This window comes from Bifidobacterium miconis, assembly GCF_019331735.1.
Lineage (GTDB): Bacteria > Actinomycetota > Actinomycetes > Actinomycetales > Bifidobacteriaceae > Bifidobacterium > Bifidobacterium miconis.
In genome coordinates this window covers 1-17,368 of sequence record NZ_JAHBBH010000050.1, presented here as the reverse complement: position 1 = coordinate 17,368, position 17,368 = coordinate 1, and the positions used below count along the sequence as shown (strand labels likewise).

Sequence of the window (17,368 nt, the reverse complement as noted above, 5' to 3'; positions counted from 1 at the left end):
CGAACACGAACACGAACACCATCGCCGGCAACGCCATCACCCAATGCTGCCAATAATGCGCAAAATGCCAACCAAGCCTCTTCGGCAACGGCCACGCACGACGCACAGCCGTATTATCAACCACTCCATCAGGAGAAACGGTCGCCGTAACGGCAACGTTCCGTTCCGCCACATCCTTGTTCATGGGCGTTTTCCTTTCCTACCTATTCCGCGCCTCCGCGCGCGAAAGTGTCCCAAGCCAGTCACGGCTTTTACTGACATATACGATTATGCCACAAAATGGTAGCGATCACATAGCGTGTTGCCAAATTTGACATCAACTACGCAAACAAATGCCGCTACCCGTTGGTAATTAAGGCTTTTCCAGCCTCTCGGCAATTTCCATGTTTGCGTAGCGCAAACAGCTATTTTCCGGTTCTTGCGCATCACGTTCGGCCAGCACATGCGCAGTGCATATGCAGCACCGTATACACGCCGTACGCGGCATGTGCGCGACGCATGTCACAACCACCGGTCCGCCAATCGCGCAATGTGTCGCGCAATGGCATCAACGACCTGAATCGACCGCAATGGCCGCATGCAACGGCACAAATGTGCCCGAATACGACAACGGGCGCGGCGGAACAGAACGCATCACGTCCATGCTCCGCCGCGCCCGTCGCACGTTGCGGTTGGCCGGCCACCGGCACGGCTGCCAACACGGGCAACGGATGCCGGCGACCGCTCACCGGCCTGCTACTTCACGTACTTGTCGTACGCCTTCTGCCAGATGTCGATGTTCTGCTGGATGTTCAGCGACTTGAGCTGATCCTGCAGGTTCTTCCACGTGGCGTCGTCGGCACCGTTCTGCGCCATCTTCGCGATGAGCGGCAGCACCGTGGTGAAGATCGTAGTGTTGTTGTTCGCCACGGTGGTCTGGTCCTCGGAGCCGAGGCGCACGTAGATCGGGAAGTAGTTCTTCTCGCCGCCAATGTTTTCGTACTGCTGCTTGTTGGCCTCGTCCACCGCGGTCACAGAGTCGGAGCCGGAATCGCCCTTGATGGTGATGTCGTCCGGGATCCAGCCGGCGAGACGATCCTCAAGCGTCGGGGACTTGCCGGCGTCAGCGGCCTTCTGGAACTTCTCGGTGCGCTCGTAGGAGTGCTCGCCGGTCTTCTTCAGGTAGCCGTCGTCAATGGAACCCCACAGCTGCTGCACGGAGTACTTCTCCGAGTACAGCAAATTGATGATCTTCAGGCAGGCATCCTTGTTGGCCGCATTCGCGGACATCGCCATGTGGTAGTCCTCGAACTCGTTGGAGCCGGAGATGCCGGAGGCATCCCACACGGTCTTGTCGGCGGAGACGCCCGGAGCGGACGGCACGGCCATGGAAATGTACTGGTTGTACAGGTCGGAACCGACGGCGCCAAACGCGGTCTGATCCCAACCGAACACCACGCCGACCTGAGCGACGTTGCCGCCGACCTGATTGCGGGAGTCGTACTTGTCGGTGGTCACCCAATCCTTCGGGGCGAGGCCTTCCTTGGTGAGCGTGGCGAGATAGTCGAGCACCTGACGGAACTGCTCGGTCTGCATCACGTTGCCGACCTTACCGTTCTCGACATAGTAGCCCTGCTGGGACGGGCCCGAGTTGTAGTGCGTGGCGATGCCGGTGGAGTTGAGGAACAGGAACGGGCTCCACCAGCCGGCCAGCGTATCGGTCGGCAGGGCGCGCAGGTTCATCGGGATTTCGTCGGCCTTGCCGTTGCCGTTCGGGTCCTGGGTCTTGAAGGCTTCAAGGACCTTGGTCAGCTCGTCCCACGTGGTAGGCACCTTCAGGCCGAGCTTGTCGAGCCAGGTCTTGTTGATCATCATGTGCTGGCCGGAGGCCGCGAAGCCCTTGCCTCGGTCGGACGGCAGCGTGTACACCTTACCGTCCACATCGACGAACTTCTTGGCGACCGGCTTCTCCTCGAAGAACTTCTTCACGTTCGGCATCTTGTCGATGTCGTCGGTCAGATCCTCGAAGGCGCTCGGGTTCTGCGCGGCGTCGTCCGGGTGGTAGGCGCGGATGTTCAGATCGGCGATGTCGTTCGCGGCCAGAGAGGCGTTCTTCTGCTGGCCCCACGCGGTGTCGAGCACGGTCTTCCACTCGATCTTCGCGCCGGACTCCTCCTCCAGCTGCTTGGCCCACGTCATGTCCTTGATGTTGATCTGATTCGTGTTCTGCTGAACCAGAATCGTGACGATCGGCTTGCCATCGGAAGTCTTCTTGTTGGCGGCGGTGCTCTGACCGCAGGCAGCCATGCCCGTCAGCAGCATCGCGGCGGCACCAGCGGCGGCGACACCGGAGATAGCCTTCTTAGCCACACCCTTGTTCATGATTGTTCCTTTCCTGTTCCGACTTCATTGACCCGGAATCCCGTGCATGTTCGGACTTCTATGGTCCAAACTGCAACGCTGCGATTATAAGATCACCAATCGGCGCTCGTCAAATCGCATGCCGCCGGCGTGTCTGCGTAAACATTGCGGCAAAATCAAGCTTTTTGACACTATATCAACGAAAACATGTCATCGTAACACCTTGGACCTAAACCGCTTTCACACCATAATAAAACCGCTTTCACAGAACACCGGCGGACCGCGACGAAAAACCCAAGAATCGCAACGCTTCGACCTATGTTGGACAACGCGATATAGTAGACACCTGTCAGAGAAGAAAGCAGAACGCAACAACGGATGATGAGGAAGCCATGCCAACCCTCAAGGACGTAGCGGCCAAGGCCGGCGTCTCGCTCAGCACGGCCGGAGCGGCGATGCGCGGCGAGGACATCGTCAAGCCGGCCACCAAGGAACGCGTGCTCACCGCGGCCAAGGACCTCGGCTACTCCCCCAACCTGTCGGCGCGCTTCCTCAAGAAGGGCCGCACCGATACGATCGCCGTCATGGTGCCGAATATCCTGCACCCCTACTACACGCACCTTGCCTATGCCATCTGCGAAGAGGCGTCCCGGCACGGGCTGCGCACCGTCATCCAGCAAACCGGCTACACGCAGGACAGCGAAACCAACGTGCTGGAGCAGGTCAACGCCACCTTGTGCGACGGGCTCATCCTCAACGTCAGCAACGTGGACGAACAGCATCTGCGCGCACTGCTCGGCAATCATCCGACCGTGCTGCTCAACTATCGTTCCAACGATCCGCTGTTCGACAACGTCCAGCCGCCGCAAACCCACGGGATCGACATCGCGTTCGGCTATCTGCAGGGCCGCGGCTACCGCAACATCGCCGTCGTCGGCGCACGGCGCATCCAGCCGGACGATCCCGACATCAGCGGACAGAAACTGGCCATTCTGCACACCATGAGTCTGCTGACCGGCAGCGGGCTCGGCACCGCGGACGACATCGTCCCCTGCGTCTGGGATATAACGGGCGGACTGGAGGCCGCGCGCGCCCTGTGCGAGCCCGACGCCGACGGCACGCGCCGCGTCGACCGATACGACGTGTTCTACTGCATGAACGATCTCATCGCGTACGGGCTGATCCGAGGACTATACGAGGCCGGCGTCCGGGTGCCTCAGGACAAGGCCGTATTCGGACACGACGGCATCCAGCAGGAGCCGTACAGCATCCCCACGCTGTCCACCATCGCCGTCGATTTCGACGACATGGCCCGCAAGGCCGTGAGCATGCTCATCGAGCAGATCCGCCACCCCGACAGACGGCTCAAGCCCCGCACCGAAACGGTCGAGTGCCGCCTCGCCATCGGCGAATCGGCCTGACCCGTGGCACCATTGAACGTTACGGGTCGTGACTACCCCTCAGTCACTTCGTGACAGCTCCCCTGACAAGGGGAGCCGAGAGTTGGGAGAGTCATCGCTCCAACGATTTGCGCACGTCACGCCACGCCCGCGCTCGGGCATGTCCCGTTCAACGGGCAGTTCGCGCAGTCGGGCTTGCGCGCATGACACACGGCCCGGCCGTGCAGAATCAGCCGGTGGGACAGATCGGTCCACTCCTGAGGCGGGAAGCACGCGCAGATCTCGGCCTCGACCTTGACCGGATCGGATTTGGCGATCCGCCAGTCGCTGCGCCAATGCAGCCGGCCGGTCACGCGCATCACATGCGTGTCCACGGGGAATCCGGGGATGCCGAACGCGTTGCCGAGCACCACGTTCGCGGTTTTGCGGCCCACACCGGGCAAACTCGTCAGCTCGGACATCGTGTGCGGCACCACGCCGCCGAAATCATGGTCGAGACCGGCGGCCAGCCCCAGCAGATGCGCGGCCTTGGACCGGTAGAAGCCGAGCGGGCGGATGATGTCCTCCACGTCCTCGGGTCGGGCGGCCGCCAACGCCGCCGCGTCCGGATATGCGGTGAACAGCGCGGGGGTGACCGTATTCACACGCTTGTCGGTGGTCTGCGCGCTGAGTACGGTCGCGACGATCAGCTGGAACGGATTGGTGAAATTGAGCGCGCACTTCGGCGCAGGGATCTCCTCGCACAGCAACGCGTATTCGGCGTGCATGCGTTCGAGCCGCGCGCGTTTCGTCTCGCGGGGCATGGCAGGTCAGTCGGCGTCGCCCGACGCGGACGGAGCCGACGACGAAGCAGACGAGGACGGCGCGGATTGCCCCGGAGCGGCCCCTTCGGCGTCGCCCTCCGGCGGGTCGAAACGGTAGCCGACGTTGCGCACGGTGCCGATGAGATGCTCGTATTCGCCGCCGAGCTTGGCGCGCAGACGACGGATGTGCACGTCGACCGTGCGCGTGCCGCCGTAGTAGTCGTAGCCCCACACTTCCTGCAGCAGCTGCGCGCGCGTGAACACGCGGCCGGGATGCTGCACGAGGTACTTGAGCAGTTCGAACTCCTTGTACGCAAGGTCGATCGGATGCCCGTGCAGGGAGGCGGTGTAGCCGTTCGTGTCCACCACGAGGTCGCCGGAGCGGATCTGACCGTCGGCCGACACCGTGCCGGATTCGCCGCCGGCAGCGTTCGCGCCCGCGCCGCCCAGCGGCGAGTTACCGCGCTCGGACACGAGCCGCAGACGACCCTCGACCTCGGCCGGGGACGCGGTGGAAACGACCACGTCGGCGATGCCCCACGTGGAGTTGACGACCGTGAAGCCGCCTTCGGTAAGAATCAGCACGATCGGCGTGGACAGGCCGGACGCATGGATGAGCCGGCACAGCGTCTTGGCCGAAGCAAGATCGTCGCGCGCGTCGATGAACAGGATCGTGTTCTCGGGCATTTTCACCAGCGAGGCCGCGTCCATCGGCAGCACGCGCACGCGGTGCGACAGCAGGGCGAGGGACGGCAACACCGTCGCCGGATCTGCGGCGAACGTCATCAGCGTAAGATCCGTCACTTCATCGCCCCCTAGTGTGTTCGCGTTCACGTATTACCGGTCATCGTACCGGCTTGCACGTTGGTGCTTTATTCTACGCGCACAATATGGACACAATGTGCGCCGGTTCGGCTCAAGATCCGCCGCCAAAAGGCCCCGATTCCGCGGGATCGCGCGCTCGGCCACGGACCGGGACGCAATCGGACCCGGTACGCGCGTCGATCCGGTTCCCCACGCGCGCCGCGGGACGTCGCGGGACGTCGCGGGACGACGCGGGACCCGTCTGCGCGATAGGATGGACGCGATAGGAACGACAACAGCCCCGTGTCCGGTCTCGGCCGCGGCGGCCGCCGTCAGCCGGCAACCGCCGGCCTCGACGTACCGGCCGTTCGCGTGCGGAAGGTCGCGATACGCGCGGTGACGATGGCTGGGAGCGAAACATGGCAGAACATCAGCAGGGCGGCGCGGACTCGCGTTCGACTGAGACGACCGGCACGGTTCCGGCCGGCGCGCACGCGCCGTTCCCCGGGCGATACGCGGCCAGCTTCGCGCTGCTGCCGCTGATGGCGATGCTGGCGCTGACGTTCGGCGGCGCCGGCACGGTCGGCCTGACGGTCTGGACGGCGGCGCTGATGGTCGCGTTTCTGGTCTGTTCGCCGCTGCGCGACGGCGTTCCGGGACGCGTGATCGCGGCGATCGCCGGCGCGGCGTCGCTCTGCTTCGCGGGCAATGCCGGACTGCTGTCGTGGGCCGTGTTCGGACTGTTCGGCGAGCGCGCCGCGGACATGCCGGCCGCCGTGCGCAACGAGTCCGCATGGTTCGCCGGCGTGGGCGGACTGCTCGTCGCGCTCATCATCGTCTCGTTCATCCGTCAGATGGCGCGCGCCGAACGCTCGCATCTGATCCGCGGCCTGTCGCACAGCGTGCTCGACGGCGTGGCGATGATCGCCGCCCCCGGCTGGCTGTTTTTGCCCCACTACATGGCCCTGCCCGACGCAGGCGCCTCAAACACGGCCATGTTCCTGTCCGTGATCGTCGTGATCGTGCTCATGCTGGCCCTTGCCCTCGCCTCGATCTGGTGGACCATCGAAGCCGACCCGGATGAGCGCGCGCACGCCCCGTGGATCGGCATCATCGCGCTGCCGACGATGCTCGCCGGCCCGCTCATCCCGCTCGCGTCCATCATCGTCGCGTTGCTGTAACCGTCGATCGCAGCCGGCAACGTACCCCCGAATAGACGCCCTCGGTTACACTGGGGCCCATGCACAGGCAGAAGAACACCGGACTCCGTTCGTGGCTCGTATTCGTGGCGACCGTCGTCGTCCTGTCCCTCGTCGCATGGCTCGGCCGGTCGTGGATCGACGGCAGCCTCACGCTCCCCCGCGCGACGCCGTCCAATCTGAGCACGGCAAGCGTCACCGTCGGTCTCACCGACGCCCCGCAGTCGCTCGACATCCGCACCGACGCAGACACCGACGTCGAACGCGCGCTGCTCGGCAACGTCTACGAAACGCTCGTCTCGCGCGACGAGAACAACAAGCTCGTCGCCGGCCTCGCGAAAAGCTGGACGGTCTCCAGCGACGGCCTGACCTACGATTTCACGCTCCAGCGCGGCGTACGCTTCGCCAACGGACACAAGCTCGACTCGGCCGACGTCGTCTGGTCCATGCAGCAGATCGTCAAAAACAAGTATCAGGGCGCGACCGCGCTCGCCGGACTCGCGTCCGTCGCCAATCCGAGCCCGACCAAGGTCACGCTCACGCTCGCCAAGCCCGACCCGACGCTGCTGCGCGCGCTCGCGGACCGCGCCGGCATCGTCTACGACAGCGAGTGGAACGGCGACTACGCGACGCAGACGGCCGGCTCCGGACCGTTCAAGGTCGACGGTTTCTCCAAGGGCCAGTCGGTCACGCTCGAACGCAACGACCGGTACTGGGGCGACCCGGCCGGGGTGAAAACGGTTACGCTCAAGTACTACGCGAACGGCGACGCGCTGGCCAAGGCCGCGCTCGGCGGCGAGGCGAACGCGTTATTCACGTCCGACGCGAACGCCGTCAAACAGCTCGACGGACAGTCGTCGTGGAAGGTCGAATCCGGCACGTCGACGACCAAGGTGATGCTCGCGCTCAACAACGACACGAATTCGATCTTCTCCGACGTGCAGGCGCGGCAGGCGATCCGCTACGCCATCGACGCGAAGTCGATCGCCGATGCGGCCGGCGACTCAGCCGGCGCGCTCGGCGGCCCGATCGGCCCGTTGGAAGAGGGGTACGAGGATCTGAGCGGCCTGTTCCCGTTCGATCAGGTCAAGGCCGCGCAGATGATCGCGTACTTCGCGACCGGATCCGCGTACTTCGGCACGGTCGAGCTTGTGGTGCCGACCGAATACCAGTCGATCGGCGACACCGTCGCCGGCTACCTGCGCTCGGTCGGCATCGCGACCAACCTGCAGACGTTCGACGCGGCGACCGTCGTGCAGCGGATCAAGGACGGGCAGTACACGATGGCGCTCACGGCGAGCGACGCGGACGCGGCCGAATTCGGCACGTCGGACAACGTGTTCCGGTACACGAACGGCACCGTGCAGGACGCGTACAAGAGCGCGATGGCGGCGACGAACGACGCCGACTACCAGTCGCGCATGAAGACGTTCGCCAAGACGGTGAGCCAGGATGCGGCGGCCGACTGGCTGTACTCGCGCAAGACGTTCGCGGCGGCCGGCACGGGCGTGAGCGGACTGCCGAAGAACATGACGGACGACTATCTGCCGCTCGCCAAGCTCACGGCCAAGTAGCGGGCGGGCAGACTGCGATCAGGCGACGACCGGGTGGTGACCGGGTGGCGACTGGGTGGCGGGCAGCCGGAGCGGCGCGGTCGACGCGCAACCGGGGCGACGGGCCTCTCCCGCACGCACCCCTTGTCACCTAAGCCGCATAAAATCGCGCGTATGACCGAAATCATCAACGCAAATCTGACCCCATTGCCCGACAAGGTGGGCGTGGACGGTCTCGAAGACAAGTGGCGTGCCGTCTGGGACGAGCAGGGCACCTACAAGTTCAACAACACGCGCGACCGCAAGGCCGTGTATTCGATCGACACCCCGCCGCCCACCGTTTCCGGCCATCTGCACGTCGGCCACGTGTTCTCCTACACGCACACCGACGTGATCGCGCGCTACAAGCGCATGCGCGGCTACGACGTGTTCTACCCGATGGGCTGGGACGACAACGGCCTGCCGACCGAACGCCGCGTGCAGAACTACTACGGCGTGCGCGTGGACACCTCCATGCCGTACGACCCGGATTTCGTGCCGCCGTTCGAGGGCACCGACGGCAAGAAGATCGACGCCAAGGATCAGGTGCCGATTTCCCGCCGCAACTTCATCGAGCTGTGCGAGAAGCTCACCGCGCAGGACGAGAAGCAATTCGAGGCGCTGTGGCGTTCCCTCGGCCTGTCGATCGACTGGTCGCAGACCTACCACACCATCGGCGAGCACCCGCAGCGCGTGGCGCAGAAGGCGTTCCTGCGTAACCTCGCCCGCGGCGAGGCGTACCAGAAGGACGCGCCGGGCCTGTGGGACGTGACGTTCCAGACCGCCGTGGCCCAGGCCGAGCTCGAGTCGCGCGAATACCCGGGCTTCTACCACAAGGTCGCGTTCCGTTTCGAGGACGGCACGCCGATCTACATCGAGACGACCCGTCCGGAGCTGCTCGCGGCCTGCACCTCGCTGATCGCGAACCCGGACGACGACCGCTACAAGCAGTACTTCGGCCAGTACGTGTACTCGCCGCTGTTCAAGGTGAAGGTGCCGATCCTCGCGCATCCGGCCGCCGAGATGGACAAGGGCGCCGGCATCGCGATGTGCTGCACCTTCGGCGACGTGACCGACGTGCAGTGGTGGCGCGATCTGAACCTGCCGACCCGTTCGATCATCCAGCGCAACGGCCGCATAGTCATGGATACGCCGGACTGGATCGAAGATCCTGCCGGTCGCGAGATCTTCGCGGAAACGGCCGGCAAGACCACGTTCTCCGCCCGCAAGATCATCGTCGACCACCTGCGCGAATCCGGCGATCTGGACGGCGAGCCGACGCCGACCAAGCGTATGACGAACTTCTACGAGAAGGGTGACAAGCCGCTCGAAATCGTCACCTCCCGCCAGTGGTACCTCAAGAACGGCGGCACCGACGCGAAGCTGAACGCGGAGCTCATCGAGCGCGGCAAGGAGCTCAACTTCCACCCGGACTTCATGCGCGTGCGCTACGAGAACTGGGTGCATGGCCTCAACGGCGACTGGCTGATCTCCCGCCAGCGCTTCTTCGGCGTGCCGTTCCCGCTGTGGTACCCGGTCAAGGCCGACGGCTCCGCCGACTACGATCACCCGATCACGCCGAGCGAGGATATCCTGCCGATCGATCCGACCATCGACGTGCCGGCCGGCTACACGGCGGAGCAGCGCGACGTGCCCGGCGGCTTCACCGCCGAACCGGACATCATGGACACGTGGGCGACCTCGTCGCTCACCCCGCAGATCGTGACCCACTGGGAAGAGCCGGACGAGGCGTCCAAGGCGCTGTTCAAGGCCACGTTCCCGATGGATCTGCGCCCGCAGGGACAGGACATCATCCGCACTTGGCTGTTCTCCACCGTCGACCGCGCGCACCTCGAGAACAAGTGCCTGCCGTGGGCGAACGCGACCCTGTCGGGCTGGATCCTCGACCCGGACCACAAGAAGATGTCGAAGTCCAAGGGCAACGTCGTCGTGCCGGACAAGCCGATCAAGCAGTTCGGCGCCGACGCGGTGCGCTACTGGGCCGCCGCCGCCCGCCTCGGCCTCGATGCCACGTACGACGAAGGCCAGATGAAGATCGGCCGCCGTCTGGCGATCAAGCTGCTCAACGCGACCAAGTTCGCGCTGGCGATCGGCCGCGAGGACGAGAACCATCACGTGGGCTCGCCGGCCGTTGCCGCATGGAACCCGGCCGACGTGACCGAGCCGCTCGACCGCGCCGCCATGGCGAAGATGGCGCTCGTGGTGCGCCAGGCCACCGAGGCGCTCGAATCCTACGAGCATTCCAAGGCGCTTGAGGTCATCGAGAACTACTTCTGGCAGTTCTGCGACGACTACATCGAGCTCGTCAAGAACCGCGCCTACGGCACCGCCGACGCGACCGGCCACGTGCCCTCCGAGGCCGCGACCAAGTCCGCTCGCACCGCGCTGGGTCTGGGCCTTGACGCGTTCGCGCGCCTGCTCGCCCCGTACCTGCCGTACGCCACCGAAGAAGTGTGGAGCTGGATGCACGAGGGCTCCGGTTCGGTGCACCGCGCCGCATGGCCGACCCCGGATGTGTACGAGGCCGCCGCGTTCAAGGTGTCGCCGGAGCTGCTCGCCCACGCCGGCGAGGCGCTGGCCGCGCTGCGCGGCATCAAGTCGAAGGCCAAGGTCTCGATGAAGACGCCGATCCTGTCGGTCAGCCTCGGCGTGGCCGACGACGTGCGCGAATCCCTCGAGGGCGCGATCAACGACATCGCCGAAGCCGGCCGCGTGGTCGGACGCATCTCCTTCGTGCGCGCCGCCGCAGCCGCCAAGGCCGCCCATGAGGCGGTCGCCGCGGCCGTCGACGCCGCCGCTCAGGCCAAGGCCGAAGCGGACGCCGCCGTCGCCGTGATCGTCGAGGACAGCGAACTCGGCGAGCCGCCGGCAAAGAAGAAGTGAGCCTTCTCTGGCGCTCTGTCGGATTTTGACTGCGGTGTTCTTGGTTTTCTCGGCTCCCCTTGTCAGGGAGCTGGCACGCAGTGACTGAGGGGTAGTCAAAACCCTTCACATTACATCCGGCAAAGCGCTAGGCTGGCAATCAACCTTCACGGCAAACCGCATCGTCAGGGGGCGACCGGAAGAATTTCCCGGTCGCCCCCTGACGTATTTTCCGACGTAATGCAAGGACGCGTCTTCTGCACATGTGTCTTCTGCGCACCATGTTCTCTGGCATATCGTCCTTGTTGTACCGTCTATGCCCACAACCATCCTGTCGATCGTCTTCTTGAGGAGAATCGAGAAATAGTCGTGGGCATAGACCGTACATTTACGCATAGCGGCAAGACCCAACGGCAAGGAAATCCGCCCGATTCCACCCATTCGCGGGCATAAGCGGTACATTATGCCGCGCCGGTCGTGGGCATAGACCGACCATTTGCACGATCGTGGGCATAGACCGACCACGAACAGGCCATTTTCGGCCTCTACATGTCCCGTCCATGTCCACAATCTGTTGATTGCAGGTCAGACCTTCGATCCCACTGGCAGGGAATCCGGTCAGGACCGGGATTTTCCATTTATGAGGATGTACACCATCGGGACGAGAAACACCGGGATGGTACACATGGCTGCCAGCTGCAGGTGGGATTGGCCCAGCAATCCGACCAGCGGCTGCAATATCGCAATGCACAGCGTGGCCAGCAAGGACACGACCGACATCACGGACGCACGCTCGTCAGGATTCACCCGCGCGTACACCTTGCCACAGAACACGTTCATCGCCATGCCGTGCGCGCATACGCTTGCGAAGAACGCGACGATCATCAGCGCATCATTGCCGATCCAAGCCGTAATCGCAATGCACGTCGCGTCGGCCAACAGATATCCCGTCAAACGCGTCGGCGTGGACACGAACCGTCTGCCCAATCGTCCGGCCAATGCCGTACCGCCATTCATCGCAATCAACCCGATCAGCTGCAGCCACATCGTGCTGTAATCGTTACCGAGCAGCAATGGCCAAAGCATGGCGGTCGACATCGCACCGACGTCCAACGCCACGACCATCCAGCATTCAGGCACACGAATGCCAGCTGTCACAGACCGCCACATATCGTTGAACAACGTGTGCAATGTCGCCGAACCGTCGCCATGCGAAACCGTCATGTCGGGCATACGCAGCAGTGTGACGATCGCCAGCATGTATGCCGCGCCGGCACCGACCCAGATCAGCGAAGGCGCGACGGCATACAACACCGCACCGACCGCGCCACCGGCGATCACGGACAAGCCAATGGCCTCGCCCAGTTCGGCAAGTTTCGTTTCGGTTTGGCTGCTTGTACCGTTCTTCCGCTCCCGTTCTTCCTGTTCAGCGACGTACAGAGCGGACGCGGCGCCGGTTTCCGTGGACGAACCGAATCCGGTCAGCAATTCGCCGGCCACGACCACCCAGAAATTCGACGAATCGATCAGAAAGCAGACGAAGCCGGCCAACCGTGCAGCCGCACCAAACACCATGATTTTCTTGCCCGACCACTTGTCGAACAGCACCGACGTCGGCAATTCGCAGATCACCGACATGACGTCGAACAATGAATTCGCGACGGCGATCAACGCCAGCGACAGTCCGGCCTGCCGAAACGCGATCACGTAATACGCCAGAAAGCAGCCTTGGCCAAAATACACCAATGTGTTGTATCGCTTAGCGAGCAAATCCCCCCCCCCCATCAGATACCATAACAACTGCACACTTCGCGGGAGCGAAGACAGGCAAACGTTGTCACGGCGTCTGGACAGCAGGTGCCGCGACACGGCCGCGGAGGAACCAACAAGGAGAACGACAATGACCGCATGCCCAGAAACACAGGACACGCTGCGAGAATGCCGCATGCTGCTGAGCGTGCTGCGGACGCCGAAGCTGCGCGATGATTTGGCGAAGGTGCTGGCCGGCGATCCGTCGGGCGTGGCCGGTCCGTTGAAGCAGCTGAGCTGGCTGTCGGACGACGCGGAATTTTCCGTGGCGGGTCTGTCCAAAGCGCAGAACCGGCTCAACGAGCTCATGTCCGATCAAGGCATCCTGCTCATGAACCGCATCCATTCGTTCCCACAGTCAGATGCAGAACGTGAGGCAATGTTGCGCGCGATCAGCGAGCGCGTGTTCGAGAATCTGGGTGCGCGCACATGGCTGACCGAAGCGGAGTTGACCGCACGCTTGTCGATGCTGGTCGACGACGCCGCGGAAATCCGCCGCTATCTGATCGATCGCGGTCTGATCCTCCGCGCCGAAGACGGTTCCCGTTATTGGCGCGGCGATCTCACCGCCGAAACCGCCTCAACCGTCACAACCGCATAACGGAGTCCCTACTACGCAAGACCCGACACGGCGGTATGATTGACACGATTATTGGGGGTTGCGATGAGCAGTGCGAGCGTGGACATCAACGATCAGGTCGACGATCTGTCGGCGGATGAGGTCATCAACGACAAACCGCTGAAGCGCGCGGTGGGGATCGGCTTCGTGCTGCTGGCGATCTCGATGTTCATGCCCGGCAAGGGCGCGCCCGGCGTGGTCCGCGAGATCGTCATGACCGCCGGCGCGTGGACCGTGATCGTCCCGCTGCTGTTCGTCGCATGGCACCAGCACAAGACCAAACGCCATTTCGGATTCTTCTTCCACATGCTGTTCCCGATCATCGGCTCGCTGATGGTGGCCGCTCGCATCGTGCTTGTGCCGATGGGCATGTCCACGATTTTTCTGAACCTGTGGTCGATCGGCGGCACGTTCCTGATTTTCCCGCTCGTCCAGCAGCTGATTGAACTCATTTCCGGCAGCGTCGACATGGAAACCGGCGGCCGTCAGGTCCGTTTCGATCAGGATATCTGAACGACTTTCGCCTTCCGACCTCTGCCGCGCATCGGCACGCTTTCGCCTATTGCGCCACAATGAGGAAGCGTGCGGTGGCATCGGTCGCGTCGCCACCGTTTGTCTGACCGGCAAGGTCGGCGAGCTTGCCGTTGTCCTGCAGCGCCTTGACCGCGGCGGCGAGCACGTCGGCGGAGTCACCAATAGCCAGTGTTTCGCTGATATGACCGTCGCCGCCGGGAATGAGCAGGGTCGCGGAGTCCATGCCGCGCATGCCGTAGGCGACGGACGGGGTGTCGTCCAACGCCGCGGCGGATGACGACGATGTGCCGGATTGCCCGGACTCGTTTGCCCCGCTGCCGGAGTCGCCGGAGTTGAAAACGGCGGAGTCCGTTCCCGTGCCGCCGGATGAACCGGCCGTGCCCGACTTGTCCGATGTTCCGCCCGCCGCTTCTGCCGAACCGTCGCCGTTCGATGAGGCGCTTGCCGATGAACCGCCCGATGAACCGGATCCCTCGCCGGACCCCGCTCCCCCGCCGAGCGAGGCGACGCCGCCGGCGAAGCTCATCACGTCGTCCTTGCTCATGGCGACGTTGTCGTCCACCAGACTGGTGATCTGACCAGCATTCTGCGCTTTGCGCTGTTCGGCCGCGGCCTTGCGCCGGGCTTTGACAAGCGCCTGCTGCCGCTTGGTTTCAACGGTCGCGGCGATGCTGTTGCGCGACGCCGTCAACGACATCAGCGACCGTGAGCCTGCGCCGGAACCGCCCGCAGACAAAGCGCCATGCTCACCGGCGCCCGTATCTGCATCGTCGTCGGTGGTTTTGTCCGTACCGTTCGACGCGTCACCCGCGCCGGCAACATCATCGGCCGCGCCATCGGCCGCATCCGCCGCCGAGCCGGAATCGTCCCCGTTCTCGAACTCGTCCTCGTACCGCAGCAGTAGCTGTTGGATCGCCTGCGCCTTGCCCGTGTGTTCGCTGGCAGTGGCGAGCGCGCTCATCGCCGCATCGACCTTGGCCTGATCGTCCTTGAGGTCCGAGACGGACGTGAAGTCGGCGTTGGTCGCCTCGATCGCCTGCTGCTGATAGGCAGCCGCCCCGGCCGACGTGCCGCCGGTGAACGCACTCAAATGCTTGGTGTACGTGTCGGTGTACGCCATCGAATACGGGATCATGGCCTGCGAGAGCTGCGATTGCCCGTCGCTGTAGCCTTTGGAACCTTGCGTCGCCTCGGTGCCGGCCTGCTGTTTGAGTTCGGTCACCAGTCCGCTGGTGCCCTGCTGCCGGATTCTGCGAATGATTGCATCGACTTCGTCGGCCGCTCCGGTGTGCCGGTGCGCGGCGCTGACCGAGTTGACCGCGTTGGCGAGGTCGACCACGGCGGTGGCGAGCGGGGTGTCGCCACTGAGTTCCTTGGCGGTGCCGATGAGCGCCGGCAGTTGCGTGGAGGTGCCGATCGAGCCGGACAGGTGCGTGGTGTAGGAGCCGACATATGCGGCCATGTACGCGTCGAAGGCCTGACGGTGCGCTGCGGTGCGTGCGGCGATCGTGGTTTTCGCCAGTTCGCGTTCGTGGTCGCGCAGGGCGGTGAGCTCAGTAATGAGCGCGTCGTTGCCCTGACTGCTCGCGCCGGTGGCCGAGTCGGTGAGTGACGCCGCGCGTGCGGCAAGATCGTTGACCTGCGATGCGAACGTTGCCGCGTCGCCGGCCGGCACTGCGGCGAACGTGACGGCGCTCATGGAGAACTTCGTCGCAGTGAGATAGATGCGCATGTCGAGCACCGTGCGATCGGACGTGCCGTCGACGTTGCCTTCGGCGAGATCCTCGACGATGCCGCCGTCGTCGGCGACGTGCCCGCCGGCCTTGCCCACGGCCGTGACGAGCATGTCGGAACCGTGCTGCACGACGATCGTGCCATCGTTGGCACTGATGTCGTTGGCGACGTCGGACGGTATGGTGAACGCGACCATCGGCACGAGTCGTTCGGCCTGCGCCGCGATGTCGCGCGAGGCGATCGGATTGCGTTCGACAATGACGCGCACGCTGACCAGTCCGCTTGCGCCGGCGACTTCCGCGGCGGTTTTCTGCGGGCCGTCCAACGAATAGTCGACGCGGACCGTCCACGGCAGCGCCTCCGCGGACGCGTCGTTGCGCGTCACGCGCGCGCCGGAATCCTTGCCGGAATCATTGCCGACTGTATTATCGGCCGTATTGTCTGAAACGCCGCCGGAACTATCGCCGGAAGCGGCACTGTTCGTCAGATAGACACCACCGGATACGCCGGACAGGCCGAACAGCATGTTCGTCAGCACGTTGCCCCCGACCGACGGCTGCGCGACCGCGGCGAACACGTCATGGTGCAGATAGCGGCTGGCGGCCTGCGCCGTCATGCCGACACCCGTCATCGCCGCGCCGGAGCCTGCGCCGATCATGGCCACGCCGGCGACGAACACGACCAGCGTGCAGCCGCATCGCGCCATCGCGCGCCCGACGTATCCCATATCGCCGCCTCCGTTCGTCCGGTCAACCGATCAGTCGACGGACCCACGTCAGCCGGCACACGAGCCGACCGTCACGGCATCCGCCATATGACACTGTGTCAACTGTCTTGTGTAATCAGCCGACCGGACAGCGCGGCACGCGTCGGGCCGCACACCGCGCGCATCAGGCGAACACGTCGAGCACGCCCGGGTCGCCGCCGGCGGCCGCAATGCGCGCATGGCGCTTCTTCGCCTCGGTGACGACGAACTCGCGGTACATTTCGGCGATGTCCGGGTCGAGTCCGGCCGCGACCGCGATGCGGTGCAAACGTTCGATCTGATAGTCCTCGCGCTTGTAGTCGGCGGGCGCAAAGCCGGCACGCGCCTTGAGCACGCCAACCTGCGACGTGTACTTGAACCGTTCGGCCAGCAGGGAGACGATGGCCGTGTCCACGTTGTCGATGGATTGGCGCAGCGACTTGATTTTCGCCACGATCTGCGCGGTTTCGGGATCGTCGGCCGCCGTGGCCGAGTCGATCACCGTTTCGGATTCGATGGGCTGCGTGGCGTCCGTCGCGGGCAGCCAGTCGCCGCCTTCGGACTGAGTTTCTTGCGTTTCGCTCATGGTTGCAAGACTATCACCGGATGCGGCGCGTCAGAAGTAGGTTTTGAGGATGACAGTGCTTTCCGTACTCACCGGCACGGTGCGGTGGATGAGGTTGAGCAGTTCCTCGAGTTTGGCCGGCGTGGCGACGCGCACAAGCAGGATGAAGCTGGGCGCGCCGGCGACGGAGTAGCAGGAGACGACGCCGTCCACGTCGCGCAGCTCGCCAAAGCGACCGGGCTGTCCGTGTCCACCGTGCAGTCGCGCGTGCAAAAACTCGAAAAGCGCGGCGTGATCAAGGGCTACAGCGCGGTCATCGACCACGACCAGCGTGGCCTGCC

The 17,368-nt window shown here is 64.3% G+C and carries 12 protein-coding genes and 3 pseudogenes; 7 read left to right on the top strand and 8 right to left on the bottom strand.

Annotated elements, in window-relative coordinates; all coding sequences use genetic code 11:
* Both KIH79_RS11660 and KIH79_RS11655 read right to left on the bottom strand, forming a co-directional pair.
* Positions 1-184 (bottom strand): annotated as a pseudogene (locus tag KIH79_RS11660) (hypothetical protein); the annotation flags it as partial.
* 551 nt (positions 185-735) lie between these two features.
* The gene (locus KIH79_RS11655) at positions 736-2,361 is read right to left on the bottom strand and encodes a type 2 periplasmic-binding domain-containing protein (RefSeq protein WP_219059533.1); all 1,626 of its coding nucleotides are present in this window, start codon (positions 2,359-2,361) and stop codon (positions 736-738) included.
* A 371-nt stretch (positions 2,362-2,732) separates the two neighbouring features.
* Between KIH79_RS11655 and KIH79_RS11650 the strand changes: the two genes are divergently transcribed.
* Positions 2,733-3,761: a LacI family DNA-binding transcriptional regulator gene (locus tag KIH79_RS11650; protein ID WP_219059532.1), complete on the top strand. Its 1,029-nt coding sequence runs from the start codon at positions 2,733-2,735 to the stop codon at positions 3,759-3,761.
* A gap of 116 nt (positions 3,762-3,877) precedes the next feature.
* Here KIH79_RS11650 and nth read toward each other — a convergent pair whose 3' ends face one another.
* Together nth and KIH79_RS11640 are read right to left on the bottom strand one after the other, a co-directional pair.
* Entirely contained in the window at positions 3,878-4,543 is a 666-nt protein-coding gene (nth, locus tag KIH79_RS11645) for an endonuclease III (protein WP_219059531.1), read from the bottom strand.
* A 6-nt stretch (positions 4,544-4,549) separates the two neighbouring features.
* Positions 4,550-5,329, bottom strand: coding sequence for a winged helix-turn-helix transcriptional regulator (locus KIH79_RS11640; RefSeq protein WP_219059530.1), 780 nt, complete (start codon positions 5,327-5,329; stop codon positions 4,550-4,552).
* A gap of 437 nt (positions 5,330-5,766) precedes the next feature.
* On the opposite strand from KIH79_RS11640, the gene KIH79_RS11635 reads away from it, so the two are divergent.
* The 3 genes from KIH79_RS11635 (at position 5,767) to valS (ending at position 11,042) form a co-directional block, all read left to right on the top strand.
* Positions 5,767-6,528 (top strand): hypothetical protein, encoded by a 762-nt coding sequence (locus KIH79_RS11635; RefSeq protein WP_219059529.1) that lies wholly within the window; start codon positions 5,767-5,769, stop codon positions 6,526-6,528.
* 59 nt (positions 6,529-6,587) lie between these two features.
* Positions 6,588-8,120: an ABC transporter substrate-binding protein gene (locus tag KIH79_RS11630; RefSeq protein WP_219059528.1), complete on the top strand. Its 1,533-nt coding sequence runs from the start codon at positions 6,588-6,590 to the stop codon at positions 8,118-8,120.
* 153 nt (positions 8,121-8,273) lie between these two features.
* Positions 8,274-11,042 (top strand): valine--tRNA ligase, encoded by a 2,769-nt coding sequence (gene valS, locus KIH79_RS11625; RefSeq protein ID WP_219059527.1) that lies wholly within the window; start codon positions 8,274-8,276, stop codon positions 11,040-11,042.
* Between the two features lie 597 nt (positions 11,043-11,639).
* Here valS and KIH79_RS11620 read toward each other — a convergent pair.
* Positions 11,640-12,791 carry an MFS transporter gene (locus KIH79_RS11620; RefSeq protein ID WP_219059526.1) on the bottom strand — a complete coding sequence of 384 codons (1,152 nt, stop codon included), beginning with the start codon at positions 12,789-12,791 and terminating at the stop codon, positions 11,640-11,642.
* A 130-nt stretch (positions 12,792-12,921) separates the two neighbouring features.
* Here KIH79_RS11620 and KIH79_RS11615 point away from each other — a divergent pair, with 130 nt between their 5' ends.
* Together KIH79_RS11615 and KIH79_RS11610 are read left to right on the top strand one after the other, a co-directional pair.
* Complete coding sequence (locus KIH79_RS11615; protein WP_219059525.1) at positions 12,922-13,431, top strand: DUF2087 domain-containing protein; 510 nt, start codon at positions 12,922-12,924, stop codon at positions 13,429-13,431.
* 63 nt (positions 13,432-13,494) lie between these two features.
* Entirely contained in the window at positions 13,495-13,962 is a 468-nt protein-coding gene (locus KIH79_RS11610) for a hypothetical protein (protein ID WP_219059524.1), read from the top strand.
* Positions 13,963-14,008: 46 nt separating this feature from the next.
* Here KIH79_RS11610 and KIH79_RS11605 read toward each other — a convergent pair whose 3' ends face one another.
* The 3 genes and pseudogenes from KIH79_RS11605 to KIH79_RS12990 all read right to left on the bottom strand — a co-directional run.
* Positions 14,009-16,444: a hypothetical protein gene (locus KIH79_RS11605; RefSeq protein ID WP_219059523.1), complete on the bottom strand. Its 2,436-nt coding sequence runs from the start codon at positions 16,442-16,444 to the stop codon at positions 14,009-14,011.
* Between the two features lie 163 nt (positions 16,445-16,607).
* Positions 16,608-17,048 (bottom strand): chorismate mutase, encoded by a 441-nt coding sequence (locus tag KIH79_RS11600; RefSeq protein ID WP_033494450.1) that lies wholly within the window; start codon positions 17,046-17,048, stop codon positions 16,608-16,610.
* Between the two features lie 30 nt (positions 17,049-17,078).
* A pseudogene (locus KIH79_RS12990) lies at positions 17,079-17,252 on the bottom strand (Lrp/AsnC ligand binding domain-containing protein); the annotation flags it as partial.
* A 21-nt stretch (positions 17,253-17,273) separates the two neighbouring features.
* Here KIH79_RS12990 and KIH79_RS12985 point away from each other — a divergent pair.
* Positions 17,274-17,368, top strand: a pseudogene (locus KIH79_RS12985) (Lrp/AsnC family transcriptional regulator); the annotation flags it as partial.

Excerpts from the sequence above, each read along its gene's own strand:
- KIH79_RS11655 (WP_219059533.1), bottom strand. The coding sequence starts at position 2,361 with ATGAACAAGGGTGTGGCTAAGAAGGCTATCTCCGGTGTCGCCGCCGCT.
- KIH79_RS11650 (WP_219059532.1), top strand. The coding sequence starts at position 2,733 with ATGCCAACCCTCAAGGACGTAGCGGCCAAGGCCGGCGTCTCGCTCAGC.
- nth (WP_219059531.1), bottom strand. The coding sequence starts at position 4,543 with ATGCCCCGCGAGACGAAACGCGCGCGGCTCGAACGCATGCACGCCGAA.
- KIH79_RS11640 (WP_219059530.1), bottom strand. The coding sequence starts at position 5,329 with ATGACGTTCGCCGCAGATCCGGCGACGGTGTTGCCGTCCCTCGCCCTG.
- KIH79_RS11635 (WP_219059529.1), top strand. The coding sequence starts at position 5,767 with ATGGCAGAACATCAGCAGGGCGGCGCGGACTCGCGTTCGACTGAGACG.
- KIH79_RS11630 (WP_219059528.1), top strand. The coding sequence starts at position 6,588 with ATGCACAGGCAGAAGAACACCGGACTCCGTTCGTGGCTCGTATTCGTG.
- valS (WP_219059527.1), top strand. The coding sequence starts at position 8,274 with ATGACCGAAATCATCAACGCAAATCTGACCCCATTGCCCGACAAGGTG.
- KIH79_RS11615 (WP_219059525.1), top strand. The coding sequence starts at position 12,922 with ATGACCGCATGCCCAGAAACACAGGACACGCTGCGAGAATGCCGCATG.
- KIH79_RS11610 (WP_219059524.1), top strand. The coding sequence starts at position 13,495 with ATGAGCAGTGCGAGCGTGGACATCAACGATCAGGTCGACGATCTGTCG.
- KIH79_RS11605 (WP_219059523.1), bottom strand. The coding sequence starts at position 16,444 with ATGGGATACGTCGGGCGCGCGATGGCGCGATGCGGCTGCACGCTGGTC.
- KIH79_RS11600 (WP_033494450.1), bottom strand. The coding sequence starts at position 17,048 with ATGAGCGAAACGCAAGAAACTCAGTCCGAAGGCGGCGACTGGCTGCCC.